The following is a 17560-nucleotide window of genomic DNA, read 5'->3' on the forward strand; positions in this document are numbered from 1 at the left end:
GGATCACTTTTAAACTTCACATGAAATTAACGCCGCAAGCTATTGTTTTAATAAAAAAATCCACCAGATTGCCTGATGGATTTTTCCCTAACAGCAATATAGTTTTCGCGCTAAATGCGGAAAAGCGGCTGGAGCAAGCGTGGCACAAACGACGTGAACCGTAAGGGTGCGTCCGTGGCTGCAAGACAGATACAGGGCGCACCAGCCCCCGCGATGGGCGTGTGTTCAAGATCGCTGTCAGCAATTTCAAGATCGCCCACGCCAAACTGCCCCGTCTCGTCGCTAAAGCTCCCCTGCAAAACCAAAGTCAGCTCCATGCCGCTATGGCTGTGATCGGGAACGGCCCGCCCTGAAGGGATATAAAGGAGCCGCGTTGAGCCTTCTTTATCCGCAGACAAGATGCATTGCCGCACCCCAAGCCCCAAGGATTTCCAGCGTGGTGGTTTGCCTTTGAGCGCGGCCATCACAGGCCCCGGATAAACGCCACTACGCGTGTAGGTAGGTTCCACGGGAGCGGGCGCGTCAAGCTGCGCCATGATATCCGCTTTTAGGCTGCTCGACACATCGGCAACGTCGGTGGTTTCGAGAAGCGCTCCGCCAACAGTCTGATGCGCCTCAAGCGCCGCGCGACACTCGAGGCATATCGACACATGCGCCGCTACGACCATTGCAAACGGATGTGGTAAGTTGCCGGACGCGTAAGCGTTCAGCATGGCGTCGGGGGTATGATGGTGGATTGAGGTCATCTTAACGTAGTTCCTTCAATTCGTGCCGTAGGCGTTCCAGACCAAGTCGGATACGCGATTTAATGGTGCCAAGCGGCAGGCCGGTTTGAGCGCTGATCTCCTGATGGGTCAGCTCGCCCATATAGGCTTTTTGGATGATGTCACGTTGATCGGGCTTGAGCTTCGTAAGGGCTTGCCGGATACGCTGGGTTTCTTGATCGACGGCCAAAATCTGGCTCGCGTCTGGCTCTGACCCGGGATCTTCGCCGAGTTCTTCGGGCAACGGACGCCGCTCTTTGCGGATCACGTCAATTTGTCGATTGCGGGCAATCTGATAAATCCACGCAGACACCTGTGCGCGATGCGGGTCGAACATGTCGGCCTTGCGCCAAACCGTCAACATCACGTCCTGCACGATCTCTTCCGCCATACTCGACGAGGTTCCCGACCGGACGATGAACCCTTTAAGACGCGGCGCAAAATGGTCAAACAACCGCGCAAACGCGTCGCGATCGCGTGTATCGCGGATCGCGATCATCCACACGGTTTGCTCAGAGACTGGCTCAGAGACGTCGACAGGCGTTTGTGTCACCAGTTTCATGACCTTTCGCTGCGCGGCATTTTCACTCCGCGTTGCGGGTTTTTTATGAATCGTTTCTATCAACATAACCACATTACGAAGCAAAATGAAAATTAGATCATTTTTGATCCAAAAAAATTCTCACACGTATACAGTTCAATAAGTTGCTCGGAGAGAACATGTCATTTGATGCCCCAAAAATCCGTCCCCTGCGCATTGCCATTATTGGCGGTGGCATATCGGGACTCGCGGCCGCTTATCTATCGTCGCCGCATCATGCGGTCACCCTGTTTGAGGCTGCCCCTAAGTTGGGCGGCCACGCGCGTACAGTAATGGCGGGAAAAAATGGCGATCAGCCCGTGGACACGGGGTTCATTGTGTTCAACTACGCCAACTACCCCCATCTGACGCGGATGTTTCAGGACTTGGACGTGCCCGTTATCAAAAGCGACATGAGTTTTGGCGCGTCGATCAATGGCGGAAACATCGAATACGGGCTGCGCGATCTGCGCGCGCTCGTAGCCCAGAAGCAAAACCTGCTGCGTCCTGGATTTGCTCGCATGGTGCGCGATATTTTGCGATTTAACGCCAAGGCCGAGGCGCTGGCAAAGGACGACAGCACCACAATTGGCGATTTGATGGATGGGCTTAACCTTGGGCCATGGTTTCAAAACTTCTATCTGATGCCGCTCTGTGGTGCGATCTGGTCGACCTCGCCCTCCGATATTCGCGGTTTTCCCGCGCGCACTTTGGTACAGTTTTTTCGCAACCACGCGCTTTTGAGTACCTCTGGCCAACACCAATGGTGGACAGTGGACGGAGGAAGTATCGAATACGTCCGTCGTCTTGAACACTATTTGCGTGGTCGCGGGGTTGCCATACGTACCAAAACCCCTGTGCAAAGCGTGCGCCGAGAAGGGGGACAGGTTATTATCAACAGCGCCGCAGGACCACATGCGCCGTTTGATCAGGTCATCTTTGCCTGTCATTCCGACCAAACCCTGCGCCTGCTTGAACAGCCAACACCCCAAGAACGCGCAGCGCTTTCTGCGATCCAGTTTCAGGATAATGAAATGATCCTGCACCGCGACACCGCGCAAATGCCCACCCGCAAAGCCGCATGGTCGAGTTGGGTTTACAAGGCTGACACAACACAACCCGAGCCCCGCATTGGCGTCACCTATTGGATGAACCGCCTTCAGAACATCCCCGAAAGTGACCCGCTGTTTGTCTCGCTAAACCCGATTGATCCCGTGCCCGACCATTTGATCTATGATCAAAAAACCTTTCGTCATCCAGTGTTTGACGGTCCCGCCTTGGTGGCGCAACGCCAACTCAACGCAATTCAGGGCGACAATAACACGTGGTTCGCGGGCGCCTACACGCGCCACGGGTTCCACGAGGATGGTTTCGCCAGTGCCGCCCGTATTGCGCGCAAAATGGTTGGGCAATACGCATGACCACAGGTACCGAGTATATCAAAGGGGTCACCACCCATACCCGTCGCGGAGCTATCTCGCATCGTTTCAAGTATACCGTCGATTATGTGCTCATTGATGCGGAGGGCGCGCAGGAAAAGCCGGCATTGTTCTCGCGCAATCGGTTCAACCTCATGTCGGTGTACGATCAGGATCACGGCGGCCCACTTAAGGCAGGGACCGGCGCGAAATGGGTGCGCGAGATCTTGGCGACACATGGATTGACCCGCCCGCATTTGCGAATTCTCTTGTTAACACAGCCACGAGTCTTGGGCTATATTTTCAACCCTGTCAGCTTTTGGTTAGCTCTGGAGGGCAAGGATATGATCGCCGCGATTGCCGAAGTCTCGACGCCGTTTGGCGACCGTCACTCCTATTTGTGCCACCAATCCGACCTATCCCCCATCACCGCTGACACACGGGTTACCACGCCGAAAGCCCTACATGTGTCCCCCTTTCAAGAGGTCGCGGGCACCTATGAATTCAGTTTTGATATCCGCGCAGAGAAAATTTCAATACGCATTTTGCATCGTAACGGAGATGAGGGTGTCGTCGCCTGTCTGGCGGGGCCACGCGTGCCGATGACTAATGCACGCCTCATCAACGCCAGTCTGCGCCGCCCGCTTGGCGCCCTGCGCACAATGATCTTGATCCACTGGCAAGCCCTGCGTTTAAAACTTAAAGGCGCAAAATATCGCACCCGTCCCGCTCCCCCCACTACCGAGGTAACCTGATGCTTTTTCTTAGTAAGCGTGTGAAACACGATTTTTTGGACACCTGCGCCCGCATCACCACGGGCAGTTTGCGCCTGCGTACACCAGAGGGCGAAGTTTACGATTTTGGCGCGGGCACCCCTGCAGCCGAGATGCAAATCCACGACTGGTCAGTGGTGCCCGCCCTTGCGTGGCGCGGCGATATTGGACTGGGCGAGACCTATGTGGCAGGTCTGTGGGATACGCCTTCTGTCGAAAACCTAACCCGTATCGCCCTGCTCAATATGGAACAGTTCAGCGGTTACGCCTATGCGGGCTTTTGGAACAGCCTGAAGTTTCGCGTGGTGGATCGTTTGATGCGGGCCAATACGCGTGGAGGGGCGGCACGCAATATCCGCGCCCATTATGATGTTGGCAATGAATTTTACCAGCTTTGGCTGGATGAAAGCATGACCTATTCCTCCGCACTTTTTTCGGAGGGCGACACGGATTTAACCCGTGGGCAAAACCGCAAATATGACCGTATTCTTGAACGTCTGGGGCAAGGCGAGCGCGTGCTGGAAATCGGCTGTGGCTGGGGTGGATTTGCCGAACGGGCGGCCGAAAGCGGACGCCATGTCACGGGGCTGACGATCTCTCCGAGCCAAAAAGGCTACGCGGATGCGCGCCTTGACGGGCGGGCGGACATCCTCTTGCAAGACTATCGCGCCAGTCAAGGGACGTTTGACAGCATCGTGTCGATTGAGATGATTGAAGCGGTGGGGCAAAAATATTGGCCAACCTATTTCGCGACCCTCAAGGCCCGATTGGCCGAGAACGGTAGTGCCATGGTTCAAGCTATAACCGTGGATGACAGCTATTTCGACACCTACCAACGTGGCTCTGACTATATCCGGCACTATACGTTTCCGGGAGGGATGTTGTTGTCTAACGCCAACATCGCGCAACAGGCGCGGCAGGCGGGGTTGGTCGTAAAGGACGTTTATAACTTTGGGGCCGATTACGCGCGGACCTGCGCCGTATGGAATGACCGTTTGAACCAGAAATCGGAGCGCATTCGCAAGCTGGGCTTTGATGACGGGTTCCTGCGCAATTGGCAATTCTACCTCGGCATTTGCGCGGCGTCCTTTGCCGTCGGGCAAACCGATGTCGTTCAAGTGGAGTTAGCGCATGCCTAAGCCCGAAACGATTTGGATTATTGGAGCGAGCGACGGTATTGGCGCGGCCTTGGCCCGTGAATGGGCGCGGCGCGGCGCAAGGTTGATCCTTTCAGCGCGATCAGAGGACAAGTTGCAGGAGTTGGCGGCAAGCCTTGGAACAGACCACGTGATCGTGCCGCTGGACGTTGGGGATCGGGCGAGCTTGGAGAAAGCGGCCAGGGAGATCGCCACGTTTACGCCCTTGGACCGTGTGATCCATTTGGCTGCTCTTTATGATCCGGGGAAGATTTCTGACCTCTCGCCTGAGCGCGCGGCGCAAATCGTTACCGTCAATCTGACGGGGAGTTTTCATATTGCCCAAATCGCGCCAAGACTGTTGCGCGCAGGGGGGCAACTGGCGCTTTGCGGATCTGTCGCGGGCTATATCGGTTTGCCACAGGGTCAGATTTATTCTGCAACAAAGGCGGCCGTGATCAATCTGGCGGAATCCTTGCGGGCGGAACTTGCGGGAAGTTTTGACGTGCGCCTCATCAGTCCCGGTTTTGTCGAAACGCGCCTCACCCAGCGCAACACGTTCACCATGCCCGCCATCGTAACACCGGAAGTCGCGGCCTGTGCGATCATTGACGGGCTCAACACAGGCCGCTTTGAAATCCACTTTCCGGGCCGTTTTACCTATGTCCTGAAACTGCTGAGCGCCCTGCCCTATTGGGCCGCTTTGCCCCTGACCCGACGGTTGACCCAATGACCCTGAAACAGTCCAAAACCCTTGCCGCTTTGGTCTTAGGTGCCACGCTGACCTTTGCCCTGTCCCCCTTGGCGACAATCGGGTTCAACGGCTTCACCCCCGCACAATTTCCGATCCCGCAAATCGACCCACCTGTTCAGCCTTCGGGCTATGCGTTTTCGATTTGGGGGGTGATTTACCTCTGGCTGATTGCTGGCGCAGCTTACGGTGTCTGGCGCGCGCCGGACTCGCAAGACTGGCACCCGATGCGGCCGTGGCTGGCTGTAAGCCTCGTTATTGGGACGTTTTGGATTGCTGTCGCCAATGTTTCGCCCCTTTGGGCCACGGTGATGATCATTGCAATGGCCGTAACTGCGATCCTTGCCATGCTACGCGCGGGCCCAAATGATCCTTGGCTAAAAGGACGACCCGTTGCGCTTTATGCGGGCTGGCTCACGGCGGCGACGGGCGTGGCGATTGGCGTCTTGCTTGGTGGATATGGCCTCCTTTCCGCACAAACCGCCGCAATCCTGTGCCTCGCTGGCGTGTTGGCCGTTGCTGCCTCCGTGCAGGCGGCCCGTCCGCGCGAATGGGGCTATCCCGTCGCCGTTATTTGGGCCCTGATCGGGGTCGTTGTCGCAAACCTGTCTGGCCCAAACTGGGTCGTCATCTCCCTCGCCTCCGTCGGTATCGCAGGTCTAGGCTTGCGGATGGTGCGCCCCTTTTTAAAGGATGCAAACGCATGAAAATCACTATCCTTTACCTCTCAACAGCGGTAATATTTTTCGCGCTCGACGCCATTGGTCTGCGCCTACTGATAAAACCGGTTTTTGAGCGCCACATTGCCCATCTCTTCGCCGACCCATTTCGGGTGGGTCCCGCCCTTGTGTTTTATATGGGGTATATCGTTGGGTTGCTGTGGTTTGTTTCAGTCCCTGCCCTGCGAGCAGGAGACCCGACGGCGGCGCTGATTGGTGGGGTTGCCTTGGGGCTTTTGGCCTATGGCACCTATGAATTCACCAATTACGCGACCTTACGGGATTGGTCGCTGCAACAGGTGGCTGTCGATATGATATGGGGCGGCGTTCTGACGGGGTTTTCGGCGTGGAGTGGGGTAATGATTACGCGCGCATTGGCGTAAGTTTGCCGCTTTTGTTCGGGGTTTGGGTTCCAAAAAGCGCATAGACCCTTGATAAATTTGTGTATAAGCTTTTTTGTATATGAAAGTTGCCGCGTCCTATCTCTAGGCGGCAACGTGAAAGCGGCTTGAGGCGGCTTATTTGCCTGATCTCATTGCGCAAAATTACGAATAAGGCTCACAACGTGTCAAAAACAATTCAAGACCCCTATGCAGAGCTTGGCGTCAAAGCCACGGCAACCGATGCGGAAATCAAGAAGGCCTTTCGCGCCCTAGCCAAAAAGCTGCACCCCGATATCAACGTGGGAGATGCCGCCAGTCAGGACAGGTTCAAAGCGATTTCCGCCGCCTATACCTTCCTCACGGACAAGGAAAAAAAGCGCCGGTTTGATGCGGGGGAAATCGACGCCTCTGGTGCCGAAAAACCGGACAGAAGCTTCTATAAGGATTTCTCGTCAAAAGGCCCGCGGCACCGCTATGAACCCGAGGGGAACTTCGACGGTTTTGGCGATATTTTCTCGCGTGCCTTTGGGGGCGACCCAAGATACGGCGCCAGACAAGGGGCAAATATGCCGATGCGCGGGGGCGATTTGCGCTTTCACCTGACCATTAGTTTTCGCGATGCAATCACGGGTGCCAAACAACAATTGACGCCACCTAACGGTAGTAAACTTGAAGTTTCGATCCCCGCTGGCATCAAAGAAGGGCAAACCCTGCGCCTTGCGGGGCGCGGTCAACCCGGGATCAACGGCGGCCCTGCAGGGGACGCTCTGATTGAAATATCTGTAGCACCCGACGTCATTTTCACCCGCGACGGAGATGATATTCTTCTCGACCTTCCCATCTCGATTGACGAGGCGGTTTTGGGCGCATCAGTGGAAGTTCCGACGGTAAAGGGCCGCGTAAAATTGCGCATTCCTGCTGGTTCAAGCAGCGGGCGCGTTATGCGCATCAAGGAGCGCGGGGCCCCGTCTGGCAAAGGTAAAATCGGCGATCAATTGGTGACGCTCAAGATTGTCCTGCCAGACGAGATCAGCGAAAGCCTCGTGAGTGCCATGGAGGACCTGCGAACATCAGGGGGATATGGCGCGCGGGACGGCTGGAAGGGAGAAACGAAATGATGACCGAAGCGGAAGTTCTGGCAAAAGTCCAAGGATTGAGTGTCACGCGACTCCGGATTTGCGTTCAAGAAGCGTGGGTGGCCCCCGCCACGGGGCAAAGCGGCCCCCTCTTTGACGACCTTGATCTCGCGCGTCTGCAACTCATTGCCGACCTCAACGATGATATGGAGGTCAATGACGAAGCCCTGCCGATTATTCTGTCGCTGATCGACCAATTGAACGCAAACCGGCGCCTTTTTCAGGCATTAGATCAGGCAATCAACGCGCAAGAGGTCGACATTCAAGAGAACATCGTCGCGTTTATTGTGGATGCGGCAGGGCAAAAAACGTAACTTGATGGGCGGCCCCGTCAAAGTAACGCGTCTTGCACGGCCTGATCCCAGCCCAGATAATAGGTTTCGCCATCGCGGATAACGGGGCTGATCATCAATTTGGGTTTGGCAGCCAATTGATCTTCCGCTTCGGAATGTTTCAACCAATCACTCAGGCCGCGCCATTCCGTTGACTTTTTATCCAACAAACGATCACCGAACTCGCCGACTAATTCGGCCCATTCTGCTTCGCTCAAGGGAGTCGCGCGGATATCGCGAAAACTTACCTCTTTGCCCGCAGCTTCCAAGGCTTTGATGGCCTTCTGGCTATCTGTGCAGGTGTTAATTCCATAGACTATCATGTGACTTTTCCTTGAACGCCAAACAACGCGGCGAGAAACTAGCTTATTTTCCGCGCTTCGCAGCCTTTTGTTCTTTGGTCAGCTTGACGTTCCAACTGTTGTTGCTGATCCCAAGCTCACTGGGCAAGGGCTTTGTTTTCCCCACACTGACATTTCCTCCATTTTCCAAAAACTGCTTAATAAGGGCTTCATCGGTCGTGGCCTTGCGGACTTGTTTCATCGCTATGGTCTTCCAGTTTTGCTCCTCGTTTTTAACGAAGAAAGGAATTTAAGGAACCATAGCGAGTACTGGCAGAAAAGAAAACGTGCGTGAGACAAACTTCTCGCATGGGCCGCGCCAAAACCCCGCATTGAAAATCTCGGCAACAAAATATCAACACATTGGCTCTAGGGTTAGCCAGATACCAGCTTCTAAATTGAGGTTTTAATGTTCGTGAAACGATCCCTAGCCATTGGCGCCTTGCTGTTGTTTATAACGGCCTTCGCCTCCTCTGTTTTTGCCGAAAGGGCCTCCCTATTTCGGGTTTCCACCCTGCCCCAAAGCAGTGGTTCTCTTTTTGAACTAAGTAGCTTAACTTCCGGCCTCGATGAACCGCTCAGTACGGCCAGCCTTTTCGCCGGACGTCGGGCCACCAGTTTATTTGCCCCCTACTCTGTCAAAGAAAACAAGATCGAGCGAGAGGTTCAACTCAGCAAATACGCCCTTCAAGCCACAGGAATACGCCATGTCATCGGCCAAGCGGAAGCTGGCAAAAAAGGTTACGATGCCATTCAACACGGCGCTCGGCTTCGGCCTGCAAAAAAGCCGACAGACATGACGCTTGCGGAAATTTTCGACTGGATCGAACAAACACCAAACCAAAATCACGCGATTGGCCGGTATCAGTTTATTCCAGCAACTCTCCAACGTCTGGTCGATTTTTTGGGAGTGAATGAGCGTGCAGTATTTTCGGCTGAGGTCCAAGATCAACTGGCGGATGTACTCCTCGTAGAAGCAGGCCTCAACGCCTTTAGCGAGGGCGAAATAGAGCGCCATGATTTTATGCATAATATGGCTAAAATCTGGGCAGGGCTCCCAACATCAACGGGAAAATCGTTCTATAATGGCTACGCGGGCAACAAAGCAACGATGACTTGGGCACATTTTGATCGGGAAATGGCAAAAATCTTTCCAAGTTAAGAGGCTGCGTGCGTCGAAATTTTTAGCCATTTCAGCGACAGGAACCTAACAACACCTCATTTTATTGTTCAAAAAACATAAAAATGGTCAGGAAGCGATGTTATGGTTAAGGCCTTTGGTCACCCCGCAATCATTGTTCGCCATTTTATTGAAGTACTTAGGCGGCCCACAGTCACTTGATCCAATCCTTGCGGCGCATAGGGCCCATCGCAACCGACAAGATTGTTGAGGTAATGGCATGGTGAATGGCGGTCCTGCACTTTACGAGGCTGGTATCAAATATCACGAAGTTTGAGCAGAATTACGGGGGATTGTATCGTCAATGAAATCACCTTAGGATTGTCGCATGACAATATGGTATCCCAACCCCGCGACTCTCCAACATCCGCTGCATACTGGCCTTGCCTCGGCAATAGCACATGCGATCTCTGACGGTAAATTGCAAAAAGGCCAGCAGTTGCCGACCCATCGCAAGATGGCAGAACGGCTTGGTCTTAGTGTTCACACGGTTAGCAAGGCGTATGAAACTTTGCGGCGGCAAAACCTGATTGACGGGCATGTGGGACGTGGCAGTTATGTTCTTGATCCCAATGTGACCCAAGACCAACCCTTCAAACTTAAGTCCGAAGGGCGCAATGGATTTGACCTTTCAATATCGCGCCCAATGTTCAGCAAGCTGCATGTTGATCGCTTCCAAAAAGCCTTGATCCGACTCCCAGACGAGTTGGATCCCTCGATATTTTTATCCTGCCGCCCAAACGTCGGGCACGATGCCCATCGGGAAACCGGCGTGAAATGGTTGTCAATTTGTGGCGTAGACACATCGCCCGATAGAATCATTATGACCAACGGCGTCAGTCATGGCATGTCTGCTGCGTTGTCTGCCTTAACTCGCCCCGGGGACACGGTGCTGGCGGACGATATTACCCATCACATGCTAGTTTCAGGATGCTCTTATCTTGGTCTAAATTTGGTCGGCATTCAGACCGATGAATTCGGAATTCGCCCTGATGCGCTTGAAGAATATTGTCGGGAAAAAGAAGCTAAGATACTGTTTTTGTTTCCTTCACTGGCAAATCCAACAGCCGTGATGGTACCAGAAGAGCGGCGCCGCGCGCTTGTGGAGGTGGCGCGAAAATTTGGCCTGTACATCATCGAAAACGATACCTTTGGCCCCCTTGTAAAAGACCGCCCAACTCCTGTGACGGCCCTCGCACCAGAGCGTTCCATCTATCTGACGTCCTTTACAAAATGCACCATTTCCGGCCTGCGCGCGGGCTATCTTGTTGCGCCGGATCATCTGCTTCCGGCCCTAACGAGCCGTATTGTTGTGTTTGGCTGGATGGCCACGCCCTTGATGTGTGAGTTGGCAAGCCGCTGGGTGCTTGATGGAACGGCTCTGGAATTGGCGATGTGGCAGCGTGCCGAACTTTGCAAACGCTATGAGATTGCAAAGCAAGCGCTGCACGGGATGCAATGGAGCGGACACGCTTCTGGACTTCATATTTGGCTGAAACTTCCCGAAGGATGGACGACCGATAGCTTCGTCGCCTATGCGCGGGAACTAAGTATTTCTGTCGCCCCAGATACGCCTTTCCTGACCCCAAAGACCGCGTCGCAAAATGCTGTGCGGGTGTCCTTGGGCAGTATACAGGACCATGAGCGCTTCAAACAGGCGTTAAATCTTTTAGCCGGAATGCTTGCCCGCCCCCATGCAGCCCTGCCGCCCCTAACCTACTAGAATTGTCCTGCAACAATAAAGAAATTGACTTGCAGGACAATCTACCTCAAGTCTGACACAGATGAAAATCTGATGTCACTGAGGTTTAGGAGATTACGATGACCCAATCCGCAAAATTCACACTAAAGGCCTGCGTTGCAGCAAGCTTGACTCTTGCCGCACCCAGCGGTGTTTTGGCCGAAACTTGGCGCTATGCCTTTGAAGAGTCGATGGCCGACGTGCAGGGCGTTTACGCACAAAAATTCAAGGACGAGATCGAAGCGAATTCGGATCATGAGGTCCAATTGTTCCCTTATGGTACGCTTGGTGAATCGGCCGATATCATGGAGCAAACACAGGATGGAATTCTGCAATTCGTGGACCAATCACCTGGTTTTACCGGCTCTTTGATCCCCGAAGCCCAAGTTTTCTTTGTTCCGTATCTGTTGCCAACCGACCAAGAGCATTTGGCGCGTTTTTACCGCGAGAGCGAAGCGATCAACGGCATGTTCAAGCCGCTTTATGCCGATCAAGGGCTTGAGTTATTGAATATGTTCCCCGAAGGCGAAGTTGCCATGACGACCAAGGAACCAGTCAATACCTGCGCCGATCTAAACGAAGTTAAGTTCCGAGTCATGACCAACCCCTTGCTGGTTGAAAGCTACAAAGCCTTTGGCGCGACGCCAACCCCCCTGCCTTGGGGTGAAGTCTATGGCGGTTTGCAAACCAACATCATTCAGGGCCAAGAAAACCCAACATTCTTCCTGTATTCTACCAAGATTTTTGAAGTTACTGACTACATCACCTATGCTGGCCACAATAATTTCACCACGGCCGTTATGGCGAACAAAGACTTCTATGACGGTCTGAGTGCAGACGATCAGTTGGTCGTGCAGAGTGCCGCATCCGCTGCTTATGATCACACTGTGGTCTATCAAGCGCAAGCTGCCGATATCGAACTGGCTAAAATTATGGAAGCCAAGCCGGAAATGGTCGTCACGGTTTTGACCGAAGACGAGCGCAGCTGCTTTAAAGAGGCTGCCGTGCAAGTCGAAGCGGCCTTCATCGAAATGACCGGTGATAGCGGTGCGAAAATCCTGCAGCAGCTAAAAGACGATTTGGCCGCGACTGCGAACTAAGACGCGTCACGGACAAGATGTTACTGAGCGAGGGTCCTCTCGCTCAGTAACGCACATGCAATCAGGGGTAGCATGATGAGCAATCAACCAAAACGCGCAATGCACGAGTCCAGTTTGCCCGGATTTTTAGGGGTGATTGACAGTGCAATCAGCCGCACCGAGTCCTTCCTCCTTGCAACCGGCGTGCTGCTTATGGCGGCCAATACAATCGCCAATGTGGTCGGGCGGTTCCTGCTTGGAAACTCGATCTTTTTCTCCGAAGAGCTGAACCGGATACTGATTATCCTCATTACTTTCGCGGGCATCAGCTATGCGGCGCGCCATGGTCGCCACATCCGAATGTCCGCAATCTATGATGCATTGCCACCGCGCATGCGCAAAATTCTGATGGTGATTATCTCGTTGGTGACGGCGTTGTTTATGTATCTGCTATGCTATTACGCCGTCAAATATATCGGCACTCAGGCCTCGCGCGGGCGGATTCTTCCCTCGTTGCAAATTCCGGTCTGGGTCATTCTGGTCTGGGCGCCCGTGGGTTTTTTCATGACCGGCACCCAATATCTGCTGACTGCAATCAAAAATCTCACGTCAAAAGACATCTACCTCTCGACCTATGTGCTCGAGGGATATGACGACGAAGAAATCGAAATCTGAGGAGACCGCCAGATGGCCGCGACTATTTTCAGCGTCATGATCGTGCTTTTGTTGTTGGGTTTCCCGATGATGATCCCGCTGATTATTGGCGCGTTCATCGGGTTTCTGATGATGTTTGACGGCTTTGGGCAGATGGAAACCATGGTGCAGCAAATGCTGGCCGGTATCCGCCCCGCGTCGTTAATTGCCGTACCGATGTTTATTTTTGCGGCAGACATCATGACCCGCGGCCAATCGGCAGGGCGTCTGATTGATGTCGTTATGGCCTTTGTTGGCCACATCCGCGGTGGGCTGGCAATCTCGACAGCCGCCGCCTGTACCATGTTTGGCGCGGTTTCAGGATCAACTCAGGCGACCGTCGTGGCCATTGGCTCGCCCCTACGGCCCCGTATGTTAGAAGCTGGTTACAAGGACAGTTTCGTGCTAGCTTTGATCGTGAATGCGAGCGACATCGCGTTTCTTATCCCGCCCTCGATCGGGATGATTATTTACGGCGTGGTGTCAAATACCTCCATTGCCGAGCTGTTTATTGCGGGCATTGGGCCGGGCCTGCTGATCCTCGTTATGTTTTCGATCTACAGCTACATTTACGCGATCCGCAACAATGTCCCGACCGAGCCAAAGGCAACTTGGCGTCAGCGCGCGCGCACGTTGCGGCTTGCCTTATGGCCGATGGGTTTTCCAATTATCATCGTAGGCGGAATTTATGGCGGGATCTTTAGCCCGACCGAGGCGGCAGCGGCTTGTGTGCTCTACGCGTTGATCCTTGAGGTCGTTATTTTCCGCTCCATGTCACTGGACGACGTGTATCAAACCGCGAAATCAACAGGGCTGATCACTGCGGTTGTCTTTATCCTCGTTGGGGCTGGGGCGGCGTTCTCTTGGGTGATCTCGTTCGCGCAGGTTCCACAGGAAATTCTCAGCGCGGTTGGCATTTCCGACATGGGCCCGATTGGCGTGTTGTTTGTGATCTCGATTGCCTTTTTCATCGGCTGTATGTTTGTCGATCCCATTGTGGTGATCCTTATTCTGGTGCCGATCTTTGCACCCGTGGTGAAATCGGTTGGCCTTGACCCTGTCCTCGTGGGCACAATCATCACGTTGCAGGTGGCCATTGGCTCGGCGACCCCACCGTTTGGGTGCGATATATTTACGGCGATGGCTGTATTTAAGCGTCCCTATATCGAAGTCATTCGCGGCACGCCGCCGTTTATTTTCATGCTGCTGAGTGTTGCGGTTGCCCTAATCTACTTCCCTCAGATCGCTCTGTTCCTGCGCGACCTCGCGTTTTCAAAATAACAAGGAGTTTAAGATGTTTAAATCAATCCTTGTCCCCTTTGACGGCTCGCAAGGAGCCCAAACTGCCCTGCGCAAGGCGTTGGAATTACGCGCAATTTGTGGGGAGTGTTCGCTCACACTCCTGACCGTCTATCGCCACCATTCGATGCTTGAGGCGTCGATTTCGATGGTAGGCGCCGATCAAACCGGCAACCTGGATGAAATCATGCGCGGCCACGCAAAAGAGGTCGCTGAAAATGGCAAAGCGATTGCGGCTGAAGCTGGGTACACCGACGTCAGAGCTTTTGTGAAATCCGGTCCGACCGCGCGCGTCATTGTCAGCTTTGCCCAAGAGCACCAGAACGATTTAATCGTGATCGGGAGCCGTGGACTTGGCTCATTCGAAGGGTATCTGCTGGGCAGTGTCTCCCACAAAGTCACGGGGCTTGCGGCCTGCCCTGTTATGGTTGTTTAGGAAAATAAAATGCCAATGAATGTGACCTCAACGGTGTCAGCCGTCCCAATTGAAATGGATGCACGCCCCGTCAAAAAGCGGATTGCGCTCGTAGTTCTGGCGACAGATCACACCACTGAACTTGATTTTTCGCGGATATGTGATCCCGCGGACATCGGAGTTTATGCTAATCGCATCGATTACCAAAACCCCGGCACAAGGGAAAATCTGCTCGCCACGGGTCCGCGACTGACCGAGGCCGCGGCCCAAATCCTGCCCGATGAAAAAATGGATGTCATCGCCTATGGCTGCACCGCCGCCTCGGTGGTTTTGGGCAATGACGCCGTTGGGGAATATCTGAATGCGGGCAAGCCAGACACACCATTTGTCACGCCAAGTTCCGCAGCGCTCGACGCGTTCAAGGCTCTAGGGGCACGCAAAATCAGCGTCCTGACGCCCTACTCCGCGCATATCTCGGACGCGGTGGTTGCGTATTTTTCGTCCCACGGCCCAGAGGTGGTGCGCGCCAATTGTCTGGGCGTAGACGACGACCGCGAGATTGCACGTCTATCGGAGGACACTATCATCGAGGCCGCGTGTGCTGCGATGGATCCCGATGCCGACGCGCTATTTTTGTCCTGCACGGGCCTACGGGCCGCTGTCTGTATCGCGCGGATTGAGGCGCGCATCGGCAAGCCCGTTGTAACCTCCAATCAGGCGATGATCTGGCGCTGTTTGCGTGAAATCGGATCGACAAAACCCGTGGTCGGATATGGCCGCCTTTTCCAACATTAAGACCGAAACGGAAGTATGAATAATGACATCGCACATCACGCTCCAAGACAGTTTTGCTGCACGCCAACGGATCGCGAGCGGCATTAGGCAGACGCCGCTGGTCGCCTCCCCTTCGCTCAGTGCGCTTTGCGCAGCGGATATTTCGCTCAAGCTAGAGCAAACCCAAATCACCGGCAGCTTCAAACTGCGTGGCGCCACCAATGCCGTGCGGTCGCTTACGCAGGCTCAAAAAGACGCGGGCATCGTGGGCGTATCCACGGGCAATCACGGACGCGGATTGGCCTATGCGGCGGCGCAGGCTGGGGTGCGCTGTATCATTTGCATGTCGGAACTGGTGCCGCAAAACAAGGTGGATGGCATCAAATCCCACGGCGCCGAAGTTCGCATTGTCGGGCGCAGTCAGGACGATGCGCAAGTCGAAGTGGACCGGTTGGTCGCTGAGGGCATGACCATGCTGCCGCCCTTTGACCATCTCGATATTATAGCAGGACAAAGCACCGTGGCGCTGGAAATGCTGGAACAGGCACCCGATCTGCAAACTGTGCTTGTGCCGCTTTCGGGTGGCGGGTTGATTTCGGGCATGGCGATGGTGATGAAGGCGGTCAATCCGGCCATCCGTGTCGTCGGTATCTCGATGGAACACGGCGCGGCGATGTATGAATGCCTCAAGGCGGGAAAGCCGATATTTGTTGAAGAAAAACCAACGCTTGCGGACTCCCTTGGCGGCGGTATCGGGCTGGAAAATGCCTATACTTTCGCGATGACCCGCGATCTGGTGGACGATGTGGTGCTGGTGTCAGAGGCCGAAATCGCGGCGGCAATCCGCCATGCCTATTGGGAGGAACGACAGGTCATCGAAGGCTCCGGCAGTGTGGGCATCGCAGCACTTCTGGCGGGAAAAATTGCCAATCCAGGCACCTGCGTTTCCCTGCTCAGCGGCCAAAACATTGATATGGCGCTGCATAAACGTCTGATTGATGGCGAGGACGTGGATATCTCTGCCGAGCCGCAAAACACAGGAGGCCCCGATGCCTGATATAAAAATTCTGACTGAAGCCGATCTACGCCGCGCAATTTCTTTGGATGCGAATGCGGTAAGTTGTATCGAACAGGCGTTTCATCTGTTGGCAACCAAAGACGTGGTGATGCCCCCGATCCTGAGCTTTCACGTGCCGGAACATAACGGCGAAGTCGATGTGAAAACCGCCTATGTGCCCGGGATCGACAGCTTTGCGATCAAGATGAGTCCGGGTTTTTTCGACAACCCTAAATTGGGTCTGCCCAGCTTGAACGGCTTGATGGTGTTGTTTGACGCCACCACGGGCATTGTCAAAGCGGTTTTGCTGGACAACGGCTATCTGACGGATGTGCGCACGGCGGCGGCGGGCGCGGTTGCGGCCAAACATCTGTCGCGCGCGGACAGCAAAGTTGCGGGCATTCTGGGCAGTGGCACGCAGGCCCGCCTGCAACTGGAAGCGCTAACATTGGTACGCGGGATTGAGCGGGCGATTATTTGGGGCCGTGACGCTGAGAAAGCGGCCGCATGTGCCCGAGATTGCGCCGCTCGTTTGGGAATTGAAGTCACCGTCGGGAGCATCGCCGATGTGATGGCGGCCGCCGATATCGTGGTTACTACCACGCCGTCGGGCACGCCCCTAATCCACGCCGACATGCTGCGCGCAGGCCAGCATATCACCGCCGTTGGCGCCGACGCGGATTACAAAACCGAACTGGCGCCCGACGTGATCCCCGCCGCGACGTTGTTTATCTGTGACCGCCTCTCGCAGTCGATCAAACAAGGCGAGTTGCGGCCCGCGATTGCCGCAGGCACTGTCACAAATCCCAACCGCTACCCTGAATTGGGCGAGATTATCGCAGGCCAGAAAGCAGGCCGCCAATCGGCCTCTGACATCACGATTGTCGACCTGACCGGCACCGGTGTTCAGGACACAGCAATTGCCACGCTTGCTTATGATCGCGCCGGTGCAGCAGATGCCGGAACGACAATTCAAAGCTGATTTTTCA

At 54.5% G+C, this 17560-nt stretch carries 21 protein-coding genes; 17 read left to right on the top strand and 4 right to left on the bottom strand.

Annotated features, from left to right (window positions below; translation table 11 throughout):
* Positions 1-110: 110 nt before the first annotated feature.
* Entirely contained in the window at positions 111-746 is a 636-nt protein-coding gene (locus tag AB9F29_RS02255; RefSeq protein WP_335584504.1) for a ChrR family anti-sigma-E factor, read from the bottom strand.
* A gap of 1 nt (position 747) precedes the next feature.
* Positions 748-1326 carry a sigma-70 family RNA polymerase sigma factor gene (locus AB9F29_RS02260; RefSeq protein ID WP_052274650.1) on the bottom strand — a complete coding sequence of 193 codons (579 nt, stop codon included), beginning with the start codon at positions 1324-1326 and terminating at the stop codon, positions 748-750.
* A gap of 158 nt (positions 1327-1484) precedes the next feature.
* Between AB9F29_RS02260 and AB9F29_RS02265 the strand changes: the two genes are divergently transcribed.
* From AB9F29_RS02265 to AB9F29_RS02300, 8 genes are all read left to right on the top strand, one after another.
* Positions 1485-2765, top strand: a complete 1281-nt coding sequence (locus AB9F29_RS02265; RefSeq protein ID WP_369754444.1) for an NAD(P)/FAD-dependent oxidoreductase — start codon at positions 1485-1487, stop codon at positions 2763-2765.
* Complete coding sequence (locus tag AB9F29_RS02270; protein ID WP_369754445.1) at positions 2762-3517, top strand: DUF1365 domain-containing protein; 756 nt, start codon at positions 2762-2764, stop codon at positions 3515-3517. The genes AB9F29_RS02265 and AB9F29_RS02270 overlap by 4 nt, the downstream gene beginning before the upstream one ends.
* Complete coding sequence (locus AB9F29_RS02275) at positions 3517-4674, top strand: class I SAM-dependent methyltransferase (protein WP_369754446.1); 1158 nt, start codon at positions 3517-3519, stop codon at positions 4672-4674. Before AB9F29_RS02270 ends, AB9F29_RS02275 begins: the two co-directional genes overlap by 1 nt.
* Entirely contained in the window at positions 4667-5404 is a 738-nt protein-coding gene (locus AB9F29_RS02280) for an SDR family NAD(P)-dependent oxidoreductase (protein WP_369754447.1), read from the top strand. Before AB9F29_RS02275 ends, AB9F29_RS02280 begins: the two co-directional genes overlap by 8 nt.
* Positions 5401-6129 (top strand): TspO/MBR family protein, encoded by a 729-nt coding sequence (locus AB9F29_RS02285; RefSeq protein ID WP_369754448.1) that lies wholly within the window; start codon positions 5401-5403, stop codon positions 6127-6129. The genes AB9F29_RS02280 and AB9F29_RS02285 overlap by 4 nt, the downstream gene beginning before the upstream one ends.
* Positions 6126-6524: a DUF2177 family protein gene (locus AB9F29_RS02290; RefSeq protein WP_335584498.1), complete on the top strand. Its 399-nt coding sequence runs from the start codon at positions 6126-6128 to the stop codon at positions 6522-6524. The genes AB9F29_RS02285 and AB9F29_RS02290 overlap by 4 nt, the downstream gene beginning before the upstream one ends.
* Before the next feature lie 182 nt (positions 6525-6706).
* Positions 6707-7642, top strand: coding sequence for a DnaJ C-terminal domain-containing protein (locus AB9F29_RS02295; protein WP_369754449.1), 936 nt, complete (start codon positions 6707-6709; stop codon positions 7640-7642).
* Positions 7639-7974: a hypothetical protein gene (locus AB9F29_RS02300; RefSeq protein WP_369754450.1), complete on the top strand. Its 336-nt coding sequence runs from the start codon at positions 7639-7641 to the stop codon at positions 7972-7974. The genes AB9F29_RS02295 and AB9F29_RS02300 overlap by 4 nt, the downstream gene beginning before the upstream one ends.
* Positions 7975-7991: 17 nt before the next feature.
* Here AB9F29_RS02300 and AB9F29_RS02305 read toward each other — a convergent pair whose 3' ends face one another.
* Both AB9F29_RS02305 and AB9F29_RS02310 read right to left on the bottom strand, forming a co-directional pair.
* Positions 7992-8315, bottom strand: coding sequence for an arsenate reductase family protein (locus tag AB9F29_RS02305; protein WP_039000779.1), 324 nt, complete (start codon positions 8313-8315; stop codon positions 7992-7994).
* Between the two features lie 43 nt (positions 8316-8358).
* A complete protein-coding gene (locus AB9F29_RS02310) occupies positions 8359-8535 on the bottom strand; it encodes a hypothetical protein (protein ID WP_039000781.1) in 177 nt (58 codons plus the stop codon).
* Between the two features lie 207 nt (positions 8536-8742).
* Here AB9F29_RS02310 and AB9F29_RS02315 point away from each other — a divergent pair, with 207 nt between their 5' ends.
* The 9 genes from AB9F29_RS02315 to AB9F29_RS02355 all read left to right on the top strand — a co-directional run bounded on the left by AB9F29_RS02315 (position 8743) and on the right by AB9F29_RS02355 (position 17553).
* Entirely contained in the window at positions 8743-9495 is a 753-nt protein-coding gene (locus AB9F29_RS02315; RefSeq protein WP_369754451.1) for a hypothetical protein, read from the top strand.
* Positions 9496-9841: 346 nt separating this feature from the next.
* Positions 9842-11236 (top strand): PLP-dependent aminotransferase family protein, encoded by a 1395-nt coding sequence (locus tag AB9F29_RS02320; protein ID WP_335584492.1) that lies wholly within the window; start codon positions 9842-9844, stop codon positions 11234-11236.
* Positions 11237-11334: 98 nt separating this feature from the next.
* Positions 11335-12354 carry a TRAP transporter substrate-binding protein DctP gene (gene dctP / locus AB9F29_RS02325; RefSeq protein WP_335584491.1) on the top strand — a complete coding sequence of 340 codons (1020 nt, stop codon included), beginning with the start codon at positions 11335-11337 and terminating at the stop codon, positions 12352-12354.
* Between the two features lie 72 nt (positions 12355-12426).
* Positions 12427-13008 (top strand): TRAP transporter small permease, encoded by a 582-nt coding sequence (locus AB9F29_RS02330; RefSeq protein WP_335584490.1) that lies wholly within the window; start codon positions 12427-12429, stop codon positions 13006-13008.
* 12 nt (positions 13009-13020) lie between these two features.
* Positions 13021-14307 carry a TRAP transporter large permease gene (locus tag AB9F29_RS02335; RefSeq protein WP_039000786.1) on the top strand — a complete coding sequence of 429 codons (1287 nt, stop codon included), beginning with the start codon at positions 13021-13023 and terminating at the stop codon, positions 14305-14307.
* 13 nt (positions 14308-14320) lie between these two features.
* Positions 14321-14761 carry a universal stress protein gene (locus AB9F29_RS02340; RefSeq protein WP_369754452.1) on the top strand — a complete coding sequence of 147 codons (441 nt, stop codon included), beginning with the start codon at positions 14321-14323 and terminating at the stop codon, positions 14759-14761.
* 9 nt (positions 14762-14770) lie between these two features.
* Positions 14771-15535: an ectoine utilization protein EutA gene (gene eutA / locus AB9F29_RS02345; RefSeq protein ID WP_369754453.1), complete on the top strand. Its 765-nt coding sequence runs from the start codon at positions 14771-14773 to the stop codon at positions 15533-15535.
* A 22-nt stretch (positions 15536-15557) separates the two neighbouring features.
* Positions 15558-16571, top strand: coding sequence for a hydroxyectoine utilization dehydratase EutB (gene eutB, locus AB9F29_RS02350; RefSeq protein ID WP_369754454.1), 1014 nt, complete (start codon positions 15558-15560; stop codon positions 16569-16571).
* Positions 16564-17553 carry a cyclodeaminase gene (locus AB9F29_RS02355; protein ID WP_369754455.1) on the top strand — a complete coding sequence of 330 codons (990 nt, stop codon included), beginning with the start codon at positions 16564-16566 and terminating at the stop codon, positions 17551-17553. Before eutB ends, AB9F29_RS02355 begins: the two co-directional genes overlap by 8 nt.
* Positions 17554-17560 lie beyond the last annotated feature (7 nt).

It is taken from the genome of Falsihalocynthiibacter sp. S25ZX9 (assembly GCF_041205405.1).
Classification (GTDB): Bacteria; Pseudomonadota; Alphaproteobacteria; order Rhodobacterales; family Rhodobacteraceae; genus Falsihalocynthiibacter; species Falsihalocynthiibacter arcticus.